Source organism: Stagnihabitans sp. (genome assembly GCF_964946895.1).
The window spans coordinates 39,245-54,967 of sequence record NZ_CBBQHX010000016.1 but is presented as its reverse complement, the minus strand read 5'-3'; the positions used below and the strand labels follow the sequence as shown (position 1 = coordinate 54,967).

Genomic DNA, 15,723 nt, shown 5'->3' with positions numbered 1-15,723 from the left:
CGAGAAACCGCCATGACGCATGATTTATGCGACGGCTTCCCTTTGCCCGGTGATCCGCCTTCGTTTTGGCAAGAGCGGCACGCCGTCCCGATCTGGAAGCCAGTCCCTGATCTGATCCGACCTTTGGTGCAATCCAGCATAGCACGCCATAACGAACGCCCATCAAGCGAGGCTTTGCCATGATGCAGCAACCCGCCGCCAGCACCTCTGCACCCATTCTCGCCCTGATCCAAGCGATTGCGGCCTGCCCGCGAAGGGAGGCTTGCGAGATATTGCTGGACGCCTTGGCGGAATTCGCCGTGAAACCCCCGGTTCCGCCGCTTTTCGGGGTGATGGGAGAAGCCCGGTCTTGGGCGGAATTTGCCACACGAAGGGAACTCAAAGCTTATGGCCTTGCCTGCTACGAAGCCCTTTCGCCGAAAGACCAATGCGCCTTCCTTGTCTACCTGAGGGAGCGGGCGACATGATGCACGACCCGCGCTACCCAAGCCCCGACACCACCGCGCCCAAGGCTTCGTCGAATTTGCCGACGCCCTTCCTTTGGAGAGACGCCGCCACAATCCCGCCCCGCCCTTGGCTTTATGGGCACCACCTCTTGCGCGGCCAAGTCTCGGTGACGGTTGCCCCCGGTGGTGTCGGCAAGTCGTCTTTGACGATCTGTGAAGCATTGGCGATGGCTTCTGGCCGTCGCATCTTGGGCGAATGGACGGCACCCGGCCTGAAGGTTTGGGTTTTCAACTTGGAGGACCCCGGCGATGAACTTGACCGCAGGTTCATCGCGGCGATGCAGCACCATGACATTCGACCTGGCGAAGTTGACGGGCGGCTGTTTCGGGATACGGGGCGCGAGCGGGAACTTTGCGTGGCTGTGTCGACCCGGAACGGCGTCCAAATCCGGCATCCCGTCATGGACGCACTGGCGGAGGCAATCCAGACCTTGGGCATTGACGTGCTTATCGTCGACCCTTTCGTATCAAGCCACCGAATCGACGAGAATGACAACGGTGCGATTGACATGGTGGCGAAGGCTTGGGCCAAGCTGGCCGACCGCTGCAACTGTGCGATTGAATTGGTTCACCACACCCGCAAGACCAACGGCGCGGAGGCCTCCACCCAAGATGCACGCGGGGCAACGGCGCTGTTGGGCGCGGCCCGGTCTGGCCGTGTCCTCAACAAGATGAGTGACGAAATGAAGGCAAGCCTTGGGCTTCGCGATGATCCAGCCACCTACTTTTCAGTAGACCGCGACAAGGCCAACCTCGCCCCGGCAGGCAACCGCGTGTGGCGGCGCGTGGCATCCGTTTCCCTGACCAATGGCGATTCGGTGGGCGTGGTAGAGGCTTGGGAAATGCCTGAGGACTTTGATGGCTTCACGGTTGCCGACCTCTTGCGTGTTCAACACGCGCTGGACGGCAAGCAACTGCGCTACTCTGACCAAGCCGGGGCGGAATGGGCCGGGTGTTGCGTTGCCGAGGTTCTGGGCCTTCATTCCAAGAAGGATGCGAAACGCATCAAGCGGATGATCGAACAATGGTTTCAATCCGGCGCTTTGGTCAAAGGCTCCAAGGAAGGAGCAAACCGAAAACAGGTCCCGACAGTAGAGGTTGGCGAATGGGCCACCGTCTGATTTGCGCCACCCCCCCGAAATCGGCGGTGGCGCAAGGTTGCGCAAACCTCCCTCTCTCTGCCTGCGCCACCACCACCACCCCCTAAAGGGGGAGGGGGTGGTGGTAGCGCAACGTCAGATCATGCCGCGAGGGGTGGCGCAAAATGCAACGGTCATCGCCCTCCCTCAATCGGCGATTGACCCACCCCGACCCGCCCGCTTTACTCGCCCCAAGCAATTCCAAGGGGGCGTTTATGACACCGCAGGACTTCATCGCCAAATGGCGGGCGGCTGACCTCAAGGAACGCACCGCCTCACAATCGCACTTCAACGACCTCTGCCGCCTTCTGGCCCTGCCCGACCCCATCAGTGCCGACCCCAAGGGCGAATGGTTCACCTATGAAAAGGGCGCGTCCAAGACCACCGGGGGCGAGGGTTGGGCCGACGTCTGGCGCAAGGATTGCTTTGCGTGGGAGTACAAGGGCAAGAACAAAGACCTCGACAAGGCCTATGCCCAGCTACAGCAATACGCCATCGCACTGGACAACCCGCCGCTGCTGATTGTGTCCGACATGGACCGCATCCGCATCCACACCAACTGGACCAACACCGTCCACAAGGTCCATACCATCCTGTTGGAGGACCTGACCGACGCGGCCAACCGCGACACCCTGCGCGCCTGCTTCCTTGACCCCGACAAGCTGAAGCCTGCCAAGACCCGGCAACTGCTGACCGAGGAAGCCGCCCAACGCTTCGTCACCTTGGCCCAACGCCTGCGCGGGCGCGGCCACCCGCCCGAAGAAGTCGCCCACTTCGTCAACCGCCTGATCTTCTGCATGTTCGCCGAGGATACCGACCTTCTGCCGAACAAGATGTTCGAGCGGATGATCAAAGCCGCCCGCCCGCAGCCCGAAACCTTCTCCACCCACGCCAAGACCCTGTTTGCCGCCATGCGCGAAGGCGGCCTTGTCGGCTTTGAAAAGGTCGAATGGTTCAACGGCGGCCTCTTTGACACCGACGCCACCCTGCCCCTGACGTGGGAGGATATTGACGACCTCATCCGCGCCTCCACCCTCGATTGGTCCGACATTGACCCGTCAATCCTTGGCACCCTGTTTGAGCGCGGCCTTGACCCCGACAAGCGCAGCCAGTTGGGCGCGCATTACACCGACCGCGACAAGATCATGCAGATCGTCCGGCCCGTCATTGTCGAACCCCTCATGGCCGAATGGGCTGGCATCAAGGCACAGATCGAAAGCCTGATCGACAACGCCCCCAAGGCCACCGCAACCAAGCTGCTGGTAGGGTCAGACCTCGCCGCCCGCACCCGTGCGCTGGATCGGGCCGAAGCCTTGCATCTGGCCTTCCTTGAACGCCTGCGCGCCTTTCGCGTGCTGGACCCGGCCTGCGGATCGGGCAACTTCCTGTACCTCGCCCTTCTGGAACTGAAGAACATCGAACACCGCGTCAATCTGGAGGCCGAGGCCTTGGGCCTGCCCCGGGCCTTCCCCACCATCGGGCCGGAGTCGGTGCTGGGCATCGAACTCAACCCCTATGCCGCTGAACTGGCGCGGGTGTCTGTCTGGATTGGTGAGATTCAGTGGATGCGCCGCAACGGCTTTGAGGCGGCGCGCAACCCCATCCTGCGCACCCTGACCACCATCGAGAACCGCGACGCCGTCCTCGCCCCCGATGGCACGCGGGCGGAGTGGCCGAGGGCTGACGTGGTGGTCGGCAACCCGCCATTCTTGGGCGACCGCAAGATGAAGCCGGAACTTGGTGCAGAATATACAACTCGACTGAGAGGCGCTTATGCGAACGAAGTTCCAGGAGGCGCTGATCTAGTCTGTTATTGGTTCGCTCGGGCTTGGGATCAAATGCAAAATAGTAACCTAGTGAGGGCGGGGCTGGTCGCAACCAATTCGATCCGTGGAGGCGCAAATAGGAAAGTACTTTCTACGATCGTGGACGGTGGCACAATTTTTGACGCTTGGGCGGATGAGGAGTGGACAGTGGACGGTGCCGCTGTCCGCGTGTCTCTGGTCTCGTTCTCGCGAGCCTCTGAGCCATCAAGACTAGGCGGAAGGCCGGTCGCACGAGTTTTCGCTGACCTGACTGGCCATGGCGACGCGACGGACCTAACAAGAGCGGCACGCCTGACTTCAAACGGCGGTCACGCTTTCCAAGGGACGATTAGCTATGGACCGTTTGAGGTGGACGGGAAGACCGCACGCCAAATGCTGCTCGCCCCATCAAACCCGGATGGCTCTGTGAATGGTCTAGTCGTCAGACCTTGGACAAACGGCAAAGACATCACGGCGCGGCATCAGGATAACTGGATCATCTTCTTCGCCTCGGACTCGACAGAGTCAGAAGCAGCAATGTTCGAGCTTCCTTTTCAGCACATCTTGGCGACGGTACATCCGTACCGACTGGCCAAAGACAATGCCGACCTGCACCGCTTTTGGTGGCGGCTGTGGCGGACACGGCCTGAAATGTTTGCGGCTCTTTCCCCAACGAAGCGACAACTGGTGACGCCCCGCGTTTCGAAGCATCGGCTCTTTGTGTGGCGTCCGTCTTCGGTCGTTGTCGATTCGGCGGCGGTCGCCATCGCCCGAGATGACGACACCTCCTTTGGCATCCTGCACTCGCGCTTCCATGAACTTTGGGCGCTGCGCATGGGCACCTTCCTTGGCGTAGGCAATGACCCCCGCTACACCCCCTCCACCACCTTCGAAACCTTCCCCTTCCCCGAGGGCCTGACGCCGAACCTTGCCGCCTCTTCTTATGCCGCCGACCCAAGGGCGCAGAAGATCGCCACCGCTGCGGCCCGGCTCAACGACCTCCGCGAAAACTGGCTCAACCCCGCCGATCTGGTCAAGCGCGTGCCAGAGGTGGTGCCGGGCTACCCCGACCGCCTGTTACCCGTCTCGCCCGAGGCCGAAAAGACCCTGAAAACCCGCACCCTGACCAACCTCTACAACGCCAAACCCGCCTGGCTGACCCACGCCCACAAAGCCCTAGATGAGGCCGTCGCCGAAGCCTACGGCTGGGGCGACGCCTTCCGCGCGGGCCTTCTCACCGACGACGAAATCCTCGCCCGCCTGTTCCGCCTCAATCAGGAGAGGACCAAGCCGTGACCCAAGACCCCCAAACCCAAGGCTTCCGCGACGGGATAAGTGCCGCCATGGCTTGGCTGGATGAACGCGCCAAGACGATCCAAGACAGGAAATCGCGAGACTTTCTGAAATGGGCCAGTGTGGTGCTTGGGAACCGGTTTCTCGACCAAGTCCCACCCGAGGACTTGCCACCCGAACCCGGTAGCCCCGCCTCGCTTGCGCGGCCAAGGGCCAAACCCGCAAGGGGCAAAACCGGCCCGGTCAGCCGCCTGATCCTGCGGCTGGAAGATTTGAAGTTTGTGGTTGAAGCCCTGAAGGTGATCGGCGGCAAATCCTCAAAGCTGATCAACGGTCGCGACACCGAAGCGCGGCTGATACCAGCACCGGGCGGCTTTACCGTCGTGGTGCGCGGTTCGGAAACCTTTGTGCCTGTCGTGACCGGAAAGCTGGAAGCGGCCTGTGCCGTTGACGCGGATCAACTGGTTGCAGGTCTGAAGGGTCTGGTGACGAAAGCGCCAGCGGCGAAGGATGTAGCGATGCAAATCGCGCCCGATGCCGTCACGCTCGTTTGTGGGGCCTTGGTGGTTACGTGGATCGTGAAGGACGTTTCGTGACGCCCGAAATCGCTGTCATCAAGTTGAACGGGTACGGTTGCGGAATCGGCCCGGCGAAAGCTGAAAGGGAAAATGGTATAAAAAGCGGTATACTTTTTGAAGACTTCCGAAAGACCGTTTAATTTCAACTACTTACGGGATGTTTTGGTGGAGCAAAGGGGGATCGAACCCCTGACCTTATCATTGCGAACGATACGCTCTCCCAACTGAGCTATTGCCCCATCCGCGCAGCGGTTCTCGCGGAAAGCCGCAAGAATGTCAAGAAGCCGTGGGGGCTTTTGGCTTTGGTCGCCGGGGCGACAGGCCGTGGGGCGACCGGCCGTGTTCAAGCTGGCGGGCCGCTTGCGAACCGCCGCGCTTCAGCCTTTCAGATATTGCCGGGCCAGCATCGCCGCCTCGACCCGGTTGCGGACCTGCAGCTTCTGCAGGATCGAGGTCATGTAGTGCTTGACGGTCTTTTCCTGCAGATCCAGCGCTTCGCCCACCTCGCGGTTGGATTTGCCCTGCGCCACCAGTTTGAGGATGTCCTCCTCGCGTTTGGACAGGTCGGCCAAGGGGTTGGGCGGGGCGGCGGGGGTTTGCGGGCGGCGCATGGCGACCAGAAGGCGGCCTGCCAGACCGGGCGAGACATAAGAGCGACCGGCCGCCAGTTCGCGCACCAGATCGGCCAGTTCCTCGGCCCCCACGCCCTTCAGGATATAGCCCAAAGCGCCCAGCTTGATGGCCTGCATCAGATCCTCATCCGCCTCCGAAGCGGTCAGCATGGCGACGCGGGGTGGCGCCTCCATCTGCATGATCCGGGCCAGCGCGCCAATGCCGCCGCCCTTGGGCATGGACACATCCAGCAAGACCACATCGGGCTTTTCGCGGGCCACGACCACGGCCGCCTCTTCGCCATCCTTGGCCACGCCGACAATCTCGATCCCGCCGGCATCGGCAAGGCTGCGCACCAGTCCGTCGCGGTAGATCGGGTGGTCATCGGCCAGAACCAAACGGATCAGATCAGTCATTCGACACCCCCCAAATCCAGAACCATGCGCAATTCGCTGCCTTGTCGGCCATCCCGGCGGTTGCCAAGGGTCAAAAGCCCGCCAAGACTTTCGACCCGGCCCGCAAGGCCTGCAAGGCCAAGACCGTAGCCGCCTTCCGCCTCTTCCACCAGCCGGTCTGGCAGGCCGGGCCCCCTGTCGCGGACCGAGACGATCAGGCTGTCGTCGTCCTCCAGCACGGAAACCTCCTGGCCCAGCCCCTCGGCATGACGCCAGGCGTTGGTCAGCCCCTCTTGCACCACGCGGCCCACGCAGATCTTCACCGCAATCGGCAAGTCGCGATCGGCCGCAAGGGTCGAGGTCAGGTGCACCTCGCTTTGCGTGCGGGCGGAATGGGCGTCAACCAGCCCCTGAATCACCTCTGTCAGGCTGCGCCGTTCGATATCCGGCAGCGACACCCCGCGCGAGATGTTGCGGATTTCCTGAATGGCTTCGCGCACCGCCTTTTCAATACTGTCAATTTCGGCCAGCGCCTTGGGCGAAGCCTCTTTGCGCAGCGAATCCAGACGCAGTGCGGCAAAGCCCATCAGTTGCGCCGGACCATCGTGCAGATCAGCCCCGATCCGACGCAGCGCCTGGTCGTTCAATTGCGAGAAGCGCGCGGCGGCGCCCTGCATCTTCAACCGCAGGCTGACGTTGCGGGCGGCCATCTCGGTCAGGTCCACCACCTGACGGTCGATCACCCGGCTGCCGCGCAGAACGATGGCAAAAAGGCTGCCGCCGATCACCGCCATGACCAGCAGAACCGCCAGCCACGAGGTCAGCCTGGCCTTGGTCAGATCGGCCTTCAGCTGGATCGCCACCTCATAGAACTCGGCGATCGCGATGATCTGGCCGGAATCCTTGGCCCGGATCGGCGCATAGATCTGCAGCAGCGGCACGCCCAGCTTCTGCTCGTCCAGGTTCTCGTCCTCATCCAGCTTGTCGAACGAGGCGACGACCTGCCCGGTCCAGGCCTGCTTGATGTCGTCGCTGCCGGGAAATGTCTTGCCGACGATATCCGCATCGGAGGACGCCACGACCTTGGCCCCCTTGACCCAGATCTTGAAGCTGACGACCCGGCTGCCAAGGGGCGTGCCGCGCAAGAGGTTGGACAGGGCGGCATCGTTTTGCGGTTGCAGGTGGTCCGAGGTGGCAAGGTCTTGAATCAGCGGGGCAATGAAGCTTTCCATGTAAAGCGCCGTGGCATTGGCGGTGTTGCGCACCACGGCATCCTCGATCCGGCGCGCCACCCAGAACCCCACGGCCACCGCCGCCAGCAGCATCACCAGCCCCCCGGCCAAGGCGAACTGGCCTGCAAGGGACATCTCGGACCAGGTTCTGTGCGGCTTCCCGGCGAGGTTCATGGCGGGTTCATCCCATGCCGAGGGCCGCTGCAAGTCCGCAGGCCAAGGCCCCGGCCAGCGTCGCAAACACCACCGACTTGCGCCAGGCATAGGCCAAGAGGACGCCCAGCACGCCCAGCATCGCGCGGCCCTGATGCGGCAGGCTGGCCTGCAGCAGGGGCAGCATCTCGGCCACAAACAGGGTGGCGATGGCGGCCGGCCCGGTCGAGGCCAGAAACCGCGCCAGCAATCCGCCGGGCGCCCGGGAGTTGAGGTTGGCGCGCAGCGGCAGATAGCGCCACAGATAGGTCAGCACCCCGGCGATCAGCGCCAGTTCCAGAACCTCAAAGCGCATGCGACACCCTCCGCTGGGGCAGTGTCACGCCGGCCACAGCGCCGGCGATCATGCCGGCGAAAAGCCCCGCCGTGCCCGAGATCCACCAGGTCCCAGCCACGGTTGCCAGACCGGCGATCACGATGACCGGCACCTGCCTGCCGTTCAGGATCGACAGCAGCAGCGCCAGAAACAGCCCAGGCAGCATGAAATCCAAACCGGCCCCCACGGCAGGCCAGGCGTCCAATGCGCCACCGCCGGCCCAGGCCCCCGCCACGGTGCCCGCCAGCCAAGCGCCATAGGCGCAGAACCCCAGCACCAGCATGAAGCCTTCCGAAAAGCGTTGCCCCTTGCCCAAAGCCCCCAAGGCCGCGCCAAACACCTCGTCCGTCAGCGCAAAGGCCCAGACCCAGGACCAGCGCCCGGCCCCTGCCCCGGCCTTCTGCATCAGCGTCGGCCCATAGAGCAGATGCCGCAGGTTCATCGCGGCCAGCGTCAGCCCGGCCACGATCACCGGCGCGCCACTGGCGATCATCGCGATCGCCAGAAACTGCGCCGCCCCGGCAAAGACGATCAGCGACAGGGCAAAGGCCTCGGTCCCCGACAATCCGTTGCGGGTGGCCGAGACGCCAAAGGAAAAGGCGATGGGAAAATACCCCAGCACCAAGGGCAAGGCCGCTTGCAACCCGGCCAGCACAGGTGATTTTGCGTCAGTCATGGCCAAGCGGTAGCGATCCGCCCCGGGGCCTGTCAAGCGGGCGGCCTTGGCATACCACGGCATTCTTTCCGCTTGCCAAATCAAATGGCCCGGGCGTAGCCTGAAGCGGTCAGGTCGGGAGAATCCAGTCCCGCGCTGGTGCCGAAGGAGCAACCGCCCCGGTAAACTCTCAGGCCCAAGGACCGTCCTGGCAACGGAACTCTGGAGAGTGGCCGCAAGGCCTGCCGAAGGGATAACGATCTCAGGCGCCCAAGGTTTGGGCAAGGACAGAGGGGGCATCGGGGGGCAGGGATTGGCTTGCCTCGTTCGGTGCCGGTCTGTCTGCGATCCGGCAATGGGAAGAGGAGGTTCGGCTTGTCCGATACCCTTTTGCGGCTGGAGTTGCACGATCTGCATGTTGCCCTTGGCGCGCGGATGGTGCCGTTTGCGGGCTACGAGATGCCCGTGCAATATCCCGCCGGCGTCCTGAAGGAACACCTGCACACCCGCGCCGCTGCGGGGTTGTTTGATGTCTCCCACATGGGTCAGGTCATCCTGAAACCGAAGAAAAGCCTTGCTGATCTGGCGCTTGGCTTTGAAGAGCTGGTGCCGGTCGATGCCTTGGACCTTGCCATCGGCCGCCAGCGCTATGGCATGTTCACCGATGCCAACGGCGGAATTCTGGATGACCTGATGTTCGCCAACCGGGGCGATCATCTGTTCGTCGTGGTCAACGCCGCCTGCAAGGCGACCGACATCGCCCATCTGAAAGCCAATCTGGCGGCGGTGGCCGAGGTGATCCCGGTCACCAACCGCGCCCTTCTGGCGCTGCAGGGCCCCATGGCCGAGGCCGTGTTGACCCGCCTGACACCCGGCGCGGCCCGGATGCGCTTCATGGACATGGCGTTTCTGGAGTGGGAGGGCGCGGAACTCTGGGTCTCGCGCTCGGGCTATACCGGCGAGGATGGCTTTGAAATCTCGGTCCCGAATGCGCGGGCGCTGGCCTTTGCAGAGGCCCTGCTGCACGAACCCGAGGTGCAGCCGGTCGGCCTTGGCGCCCGTGACAGTCTGCGGCTGGAGGCGGGGCTGTGCCTTTATGGCCACGACATCGACCAGACCACGACCCCGGTTGCGGCGAACCTGACCTGGGCCATCCCCAAGGCGCGCAGGACGGGCGGGGAACGGTCTGGCGGCTTCCCCGGCGCATCGCGCATCCTGCAGGACATGGCCTCTGGCCCCGACCGCCTGCGCGTTGGCCTGCGGCCCGAAGGCCGGGCGCCGATGCGGGACGGGACCGAACTTTATGCAGGGTCCACGCTTGTCGGCACCATCACGTCCGGCGGTTACGGCCCTTCGGTCGCGGCCCCCATCGCGATGGGCTATGTCACGGCGTCCCATACGAAAATCGGCACCACGCTGGAGGCAGAGTTGCGCGGCAAGCGCCTGCCTGTCACCATCTGCCCCCTGCCCTTCCATCCGACCCACTACAAACGTTGAGGACTGACGATGAAATATACCAAGGATCATGAATGGTTGCGCGTTGACGGCGATCTGGTGGTGGTTGGCATCACCGAACACGCCGCGACCCAACTGGGCGATGTGGTCTTCGTCGAACTGCCAGAAATCGAGACCATGGTGGCCGAGGGCGACGAGGTCTGCGTGATCGAAAGCGTCAAAGCCGCGTCCGACATTCTGGCCCCGGTCGATGGCGAGATCGTCGCCGTCAACGAGGCGCTTGTCGACAATCCGGCCCTGGTGAACGAGGACCCGACGGGGGCCGCCTGGTTCTTCAAGATCAGGCTCGACGACCTCAGCGTGCTCGATGACTTTATGGATGAGGACGAATACAACGACCTGATCGGCTAACACCCCGAATTTTCTGCGAAAATTCCGAAATCCAAGCCGACGCCACGGGAATTTTGACGAATTCGTGGCGACAGGCCCGTTGCATCCGGAGACTGGCATGACATTCACCCCCACCGACTACAACCCTTATGATTTCGCCAACCGCCGCCACATCGGCCCCTCGCCCGAGGAAATGGCGCAGATGCTGGCCTCGGTCGGCACCCCGACGCTGGACAGCCTGATCGACGAAACCGTGCCCCGCTCGATCCGCCAGCGCGTGGCCCTGGGCTGGGCGCCCCTGTCCGAACAAGGGCTGCTGGCGCGGATGCGGGCGGTGGCGTCGCGCAACACGGTGATGACCAGCCTGATCGGGCAAGGCTATTACGGCACGGTCACGCCCCCGGCGATTCAGCGGAATATCCTCGAAAATCCAGCGTGGTACACCGCCTACACCCCCTATCAGCCCGAGATTGCCCAAGGCCGGCTGGAGGCGTTGCTGAACTATCAGACCATGGTCGCCGACCTGACCGGGCTGGATGTGGCCAATGCCAGCCTGCTGGACGAGGCGACTGCCGCCGCCGAAGCCATGACGATGGCAGAGCGCTGCGCCAAATCGAAAGCCCGCGCCTTCTTTGTCGATGAGAATTGCCACCCCCAAACCATCGGCGTGATCCGCACCCGCGCCCTGCCGCTGGAGATCGAGGTGATCGTGGGTGCCCCGGAAGCCCTTGATCCGACAAAGGTTTTCGGTGCGATCTTCCAATATCCGGGCACCTTTGGCCATGTCCGCGACTTCACCGCCGAGACGGCGGCCCTGCATGGCGCGGGGGCAATTTCCGTGATCGCGACCGATCTGCTGGCGCTGACCATGCTGAAGGAACCCGGTGCCATGAATGCCGACATCGCGGTCGGCTCCAGCCAGCGGTTTGGCGTGCCGATGGGCTATGGCGGGCCGCATGCGGCGTTCTTTGACTGCAAGGATGCGCTGAAGCGGCAGATGCCGGGGCGGATCGTCGGGGTGTCCATCGACAGCCGGGGCAACAAGGCCTACCGGCTGGCCCTGCAGACGCGCGAGCAGCATATCCGGCGCGAGAAGGCCACCTCGAACGTGTGCACGGCGCAGGCGCTTCTGGCCGTAATGGCTTCAATGTACGCGGTTTTTCATGGACCGAAGGGGCTGCGGGCGATTGGCGAGCGGGTGCATTTCATGGCCAACCGGCTGGCGCGCGCCTTGAAGGCGGCGGGGGCCAAGGTGCAGCCGAAGGCCTTTTTTGACACGATCACGGTCGAGGTTGGCGTGGGTCAGGCCGGGATTTTGGCGGCGGCGCGGGCGGAAGGGCTGAACTTCCGCAAGATCGGGTCGGACCGGGTGGGGATCAGCCTGGATGAGACCTCGGACGAGCAGGTGCTGCTTCGGGTTCTGCGCACCTTTGGCATTGACGGCGTGCCACCACACCGGGCGCAATTGTCGTTTCCGGAAAGCATGCTGCGCGAGACGAGCTACCTTAACCACCAGATTTTCCACATGAATCGCGCTGAGTCCGAGATGATGCGCTATATGCGCCGCCTGTCGGATCGCGACCTTGCGCTGGACCGGGCGATGATCCCGCTGGGGTCCTGCACGATGAAGCTGAATGCCGCGGCAGAGATGTTTGCCATCACCTGGCCCGAGTTCGCCAATATCCATCCGATGGTGCCGTTGGACCAAGCCGCAGGTTACACGGAAGCGGTTTCGGACCTGACGGAAAAGCTTTGTGAAATAACAGGTTACGATGCATTTTCGATGCAGCCCAACTCGGGCGCGCAGGGGGAATATGCCGGGTTGATGACCATTCTGGCCTATCACAGGGCCAAGGGCGATCATCATCGGAAGGTGTGCCTGATCCCCACCTCTGCCCATGGCACCAATCCGGCTTCGGCGCAGATGGCGGGGATGAAGGTGGTGGTGGTGAAATCCTCGCCCAATGGCGATGTGGACCTGGAAGATTTCCGCGCCAAGGCGGTGGAGGCGGGAGCCAATCTGGCGGCGTGTATGGTGACCTACCCCTCTACCCATGGTGTGTTTGAGGAGACGATCCGCGAGATATGCCAGATCACCCATGAATTTGGCGGGCAGGTCTATCTGGACGGGGCGAATATGAACGCGCTGGTCGGGCTGGTGAAACCTGGAGAAATTGGCAGCGATGTCAGTCACTTGAACCTGCACAAGACCTTTGCCATTCCGCATGGCGGTGGCGGGCCGGGGATGGGGCCGATTGGGGTCAAGGCGCATCTGGCGCCCTATTTGCCGGGGCACTCCCACACAGGCGGGCAGGAGGGGCCGGTGAGTGCGGCGCCCTATGGGTCAGCCTCTATCCTGCTGATTTCGTGGGCTTATTGCTTGATGATGGGGGGCGAGGGGCTGACGCAGGCGACCCGGGTGGCGATCTTGAATGCCAACTACATCGCGGCGCGGCTGAAGGGGGCCTATCCGGTTCTGTTCATGGGCAACAAGGGGCGGGTGGCGCATGAATGCATCCTTGATACCCGGCCTTTTGCCGAGGTGGGGGTGACCGTGGATGACATCGCCAAGCGGCTGATCGACAACGGGTTCCATGCGCCAACGATGAGCTGGCCGGTGGCGGGGACCTTGATGGTGGAGCCGACGGAAAGCGAGACCAAGGCCGAGATTGACAGGTTTATCAATGCCTTGCTGGCGATCCGGGCCGAGATTGCGGATGTGGAGCGGGGGGATATTTCGGCGGAGGATTCGCCGCTGCGCCATGCGCCGCACACGGTGGAGGATCTGGTGGCCGACTGGACGCGGAAGTATCCAAGGGAGCAGGGCTGCTTTCCGCCGGGGGCGTTCCGGGTGGACAAATATTGGCCTCCGGTCGGGCGGGTCGACAATGTCTGGGGGGACAGGAATTTGCAGTGCATCTGCCCACCGGTGGAGGCTTATGCCGAGGCTGCGGAGTAAGTCTTTGCGGGCGCTGCATTCATTGGCAAAAGCCGCCTTGCGGGGCGGCTTTTCTCTGTCGGGCTTTTGTAGGTTTTGCGTACGTCTTTTGGAGTTACGCGCGGGACGTGGCGGTGGCGTTAACCAATTACCGGCGAATCGGGGCCAGAGACGATTTTTCGACGAAAAATCTGACGCTCGGCGGACCCGGCTGGGGGGCTTCGCGCCCCCCAGACCCCCCGCGGGATATTTGCACCTGGATGAAGGGGCCGGTCAGTTCCCGGCCTTGATCACCTGCAAGAGCGGCATGACGTCGGCCATTTCCGGGCCGGTGTCGCGGCCGGTCAGGGCGCGGCGCAGCGGGCGGTAGAGGGTTTTGCCTTTGCGGCCGGTGGCGGCCTTGACCGTTTCGGTCCACTGGTGCCAGGTGTGTTCGGTCCAGGGGCGGGGCGGCAGCATGGCCACGGCGTCGTTGACGAAGGAGACGTCTTCCAGATCAATCAACGGCTCGGCCCCGTCGCGGAACAGGGTCCACCACATGTCGAGGTCGGAGAGGACGGTGATGTTTTCGCGCGTGACCTTCCAGAACACCTCGGCCAAGGGCGCGGGGACGCCAAGGGCGAGGATGCGGTCCTGGACGGCTTCGAACGGCAGGGTCTGGTTGTAGGCGCGGGTCAGCGGCAGGAGGTCATCGGAGTCGAGCTTGGTGGGGGCGGCGCCGAAGGAGGTGACGTCGAAGCCTTCGATCAGGGCCTGCATCGAGGCGGCCAGCTCGACCGGTTTGGAGGAGCCGAGGCGGGCCATCAGCGACAGGAGGGCCATGGGCTGGATGCCTTGGGCGCGCAGGTCACGCAGGGCAAGGACGCCAAGGCGCTTGGACAGTTCCTCGCCCTTCGGACCCGTCAGAAGGGAGTGATGGGCGAAGGAGGGCGGGGTGCCGCCCATCGCCTTCATGATCTGGATTTGCGTGGCGGTGTTGGTGACGTGATCGGCGCCGCGCACGATGTTGGTGACGCCCATGTCGATGTCATCGACCGAGGAGGCGAAGGTGTAGAGGATCTGGCCATCGGCGCGGATCAGGACCGGGTCGGAGACGGAGGCGGCGTCGATCGAGATGGGCCCCAAGATGCCGTCGTTCCATTCGATGCGTTCAAGGTCGAGCTTGAAGCGCCAGTAACCCTCGCGGCCCTCGGCACGGAAGGCGGCCTTTTCCGCCTCGGTCAGGTGCAGGGAGGTGCGGTCGTAGACGGGCGGTTTGCCCATGTTCAACTGCTTCTTGCGCTTGAGGTCGAGTTCCACCGGGGTCTCGAAACATTCGTAGAAGCGGCCGGCGGCTTTCAGCTGTTCGGCGGCCTCGCGGTAGCGGTCAAAGCGCAGGGATTGCTGTTCGATGCGGTCCCAGTGCAGGCCCAGCCAGTCGAGGTCCTGCTTCAGCCCGTCGATGTATTCCGGCTTGGAGCGTTCCTGATCGGTGTCATCGAGGCGCAGGATGAAGGTGCCGCCGGACTGTTTGGCGATCAGGTAGTTCATCAGGGCGGTGCGCAGGTTGCCCACGTGGATGTAGCCGGTGGGCGAAGGGGCGAAGCGGGTGACAGTCGGGCGTTGGGTCATGGGAGCCTCCAGAGACGGTTCTTCCCTGTCACGGGTGGCGCGAAATGTCCAGTTGGGGTGCGCGGGGCGCGGCATGGCGCCCGGGCTTTGGCGCTTCTTTCTGCAAGGCGGCGCATTCGGGGTTGCCGGTCTGCGCCGCTGGGCTAAGGTTCGGCCATGACACGTGCACCTGCCAGCAGCATTGCCCCGGATGGGGACCTGATCCTTGAGCTGGCGAAAGCCGCGATCGACGCCCTGCCCGCCCCCTATCGGGGGGCCGCCGCCGAGGTGGCGCTGCGCATCGAGGATTTCGCCGATCCCGAGTTGCTGGGGGCGCTGCAGATCACCGATCCCTACGAGCTGACCGGGCTGTATGACGGGGTGCCGCTGACCGAGAAATCGCTGTCGGATCCGACGCCGCAGCATGACCAGATCTTTCTGTACCGCCGCCCGATCCTTGAGGAATGGATCGACCGCGGCGATGTGTCCTTGGCCGAACTGGTGACCCATGTGCTGGTGCACGAGATGGCGCATCATTTCGGCTGGTCGGACGCGGAGATTGCCCGGGTTGATCCGTGGTGGGAATAGACGATCCGGCTTGCGGGT

13 protein-coding genes, 1 tRNA gene and 1 riboswitch are annotated in these 15,723 nt (G+C 63.5%); of the genes, 8 read left to right on the top strand and 6 right to left on the bottom strand.

Translation table 11 applies throughout. The features are described from left to right. Positions 1-179 precede the first annotated feature (179 nt). From AC1Y2B_RS12300 to AC1Y2B_RS12285, 4 genes are all read left to right on the top strand, one after another. Positions 180-467, top strand: a complete 288-nt coding sequence (locus AC1Y2B_RS12300; RefSeq protein WP_482253385.1) for a hypothetical protein — start codon at positions 180-182, stop codon at positions 465-467. Beyond that, positions 464-1,627: an AAA family ATPase gene (locus AC1Y2B_RS12295; protein WP_482253384.1), complete on the top strand. Its 1,164-nt coding sequence runs from the start codon at positions 464-466 to the stop codon at positions 1,625-1,627. Before AC1Y2B_RS12300 ends, AC1Y2B_RS12295 begins: the two co-directional genes overlap by 4 nt. A gap of 233 nt (positions 1,628-1,860) precedes the next feature. Then, positions 1,861-4,746, top strand: coding sequence for a class I SAM-dependent DNA methyltransferase (locus AC1Y2B_RS12290; protein ID WP_482253383.1), 2,886 nt, complete (start codon positions 1,861-1,863; stop codon positions 4,744-4,746). Then, the gene (locus AC1Y2B_RS12285) at positions 4,743-5,339 is read left to right on the top strand and encodes a hypothetical protein (protein ID WP_482253382.1); all 597 of its coding nucleotides are present in this window, start codon (positions 4,743-4,745) and stop codon (positions 5,337-5,339) included. Before AC1Y2B_RS12290 ends, AC1Y2B_RS12285 begins: the two co-directional genes overlap by 4 nt. A 145-nt stretch (positions 5,340-5,484) precedes the next feature. Here AC1Y2B_RS12285 and AC1Y2B_RS12280 read toward each other — a convergent pair. The 5 genes from AC1Y2B_RS12280 to AC1Y2B_RS12260 all read right to left on the bottom strand — a co-directional run bounded on the left by AC1Y2B_RS12280 (position 5,485) and on the right by AC1Y2B_RS12260 (position 8,828). Then, positions 5,485-5,560, bottom strand: a tRNA-Ala gene (locus AC1Y2B_RS12280). A gap of 138 nt (positions 5,561-5,698) precedes the next feature. After that, on the bottom strand, positions 5,699-6,349 hold the full coding sequence (locus AC1Y2B_RS12275; protein ID WP_482253381.1) for a response regulator: 651 nt from the start codon (positions 6,347-6,349) through the stop codon (positions 5,699-5,701). Further along, the gene (locus tag AC1Y2B_RS12270) at positions 6,346-7,734 is read right to left on the bottom strand and encodes a sensor histidine kinase (protein WP_482253380.1); all 1,389 of its coding nucleotides are present in this window, start codon (positions 7,732-7,734) and stop codon (positions 6,346-6,348) included. The genes AC1Y2B_RS12275 and AC1Y2B_RS12270 overlap by 4 nt, the downstream gene beginning before the upstream one ends. Positions 7,735-7,741: 7 nt before the next feature. After that, positions 7,742-8,068: an AzlD domain-containing protein gene (locus tag AC1Y2B_RS12265; protein WP_482253379.1), complete on the bottom strand. Its 327-nt coding sequence runs from the start codon at positions 8,066-8,068 to the stop codon at positions 7,742-7,744. Then, positions 8,058-8,828: an AzlC family ABC transporter permease gene (locus AC1Y2B_RS12260; protein WP_482253378.1), complete on the bottom strand. Its 771-nt coding sequence runs from the start codon at positions 8,826-8,828 to the stop codon at positions 8,058-8,060. Before AC1Y2B_RS12260 ends, AC1Y2B_RS12265 begins: the two co-directional genes overlap by 11 nt. A 42-nt stretch (positions 8,829-8,870) precedes the next feature. Continuing rightward, positions 8,871-8,960, top strand: a riboswitch (glycine riboswitch). A 159-nt stretch (positions 8,961-9,119) separates the two neighbouring features. Here AC1Y2B_RS12260 and gcvT point away from each other — a divergent pair. The 3 genes from gcvT (at position 9,120) to gcvP (ending at position 13,548) form a co-directional block, all read left to right on the top strand. Beyond that, positions 9,120-10,241 (top strand): glycine cleavage system aminomethyltransferase GcvT, encoded by a 1,122-nt coding sequence (gene gcvT / locus AC1Y2B_RS12255; RefSeq protein WP_482253377.1) that lies wholly within the window; start codon positions 9,120-9,122, stop codon positions 10,239-10,241. Between the two features lie 9 nt (positions 10,242-10,250). Next, the gene (gene gcvH / locus AC1Y2B_RS12250; protein WP_482253376.1) at positions 10,251-10,610 is read left to right on the top strand and encodes a glycine cleavage system protein GcvH; all 360 of its coding nucleotides are present in this window, start codon (positions 10,251-10,253) and stop codon (positions 10,608-10,610) included. A 97-nt stretch (positions 10,611-10,707) separates the two neighbouring features. Beyond that, entirely contained in the window at positions 10,708-13,548 is a 2,841-nt protein-coding gene (gene gcvP / locus AC1Y2B_RS12245) for an aminomethyl-transferring glycine dehydrogenase (protein WP_482253375.1), read from the top strand. Positions 13,549-13,800: 252 nt separating this feature from the next. On the opposite strand, the gene gltX is transcribed toward gcvP, so the two are convergent. After that, entirely contained in the window at positions 13,801-15,138 is a 1,338-nt protein-coding gene (gltX, locus tag AC1Y2B_RS12240; RefSeq protein ID WP_482253374.1) for a glutamate--tRNA ligase, read from the bottom strand. A 156-nt stretch (positions 15,139-15,294) separates the two neighbouring features. On the opposite strand from gltX, the gene AC1Y2B_RS12235 reads away from it, so the two are divergent. After that, the gene (locus AC1Y2B_RS12235; protein ID WP_482253373.1) at positions 15,295-15,705 is read left to right on the top strand and encodes a metallopeptidase family protein; all 411 of its coding nucleotides are present in this window, start codon (positions 15,295-15,297) and stop codon (positions 15,703-15,705) included. Positions 15,706-15,723 lie beyond the last annotated feature (18 nt).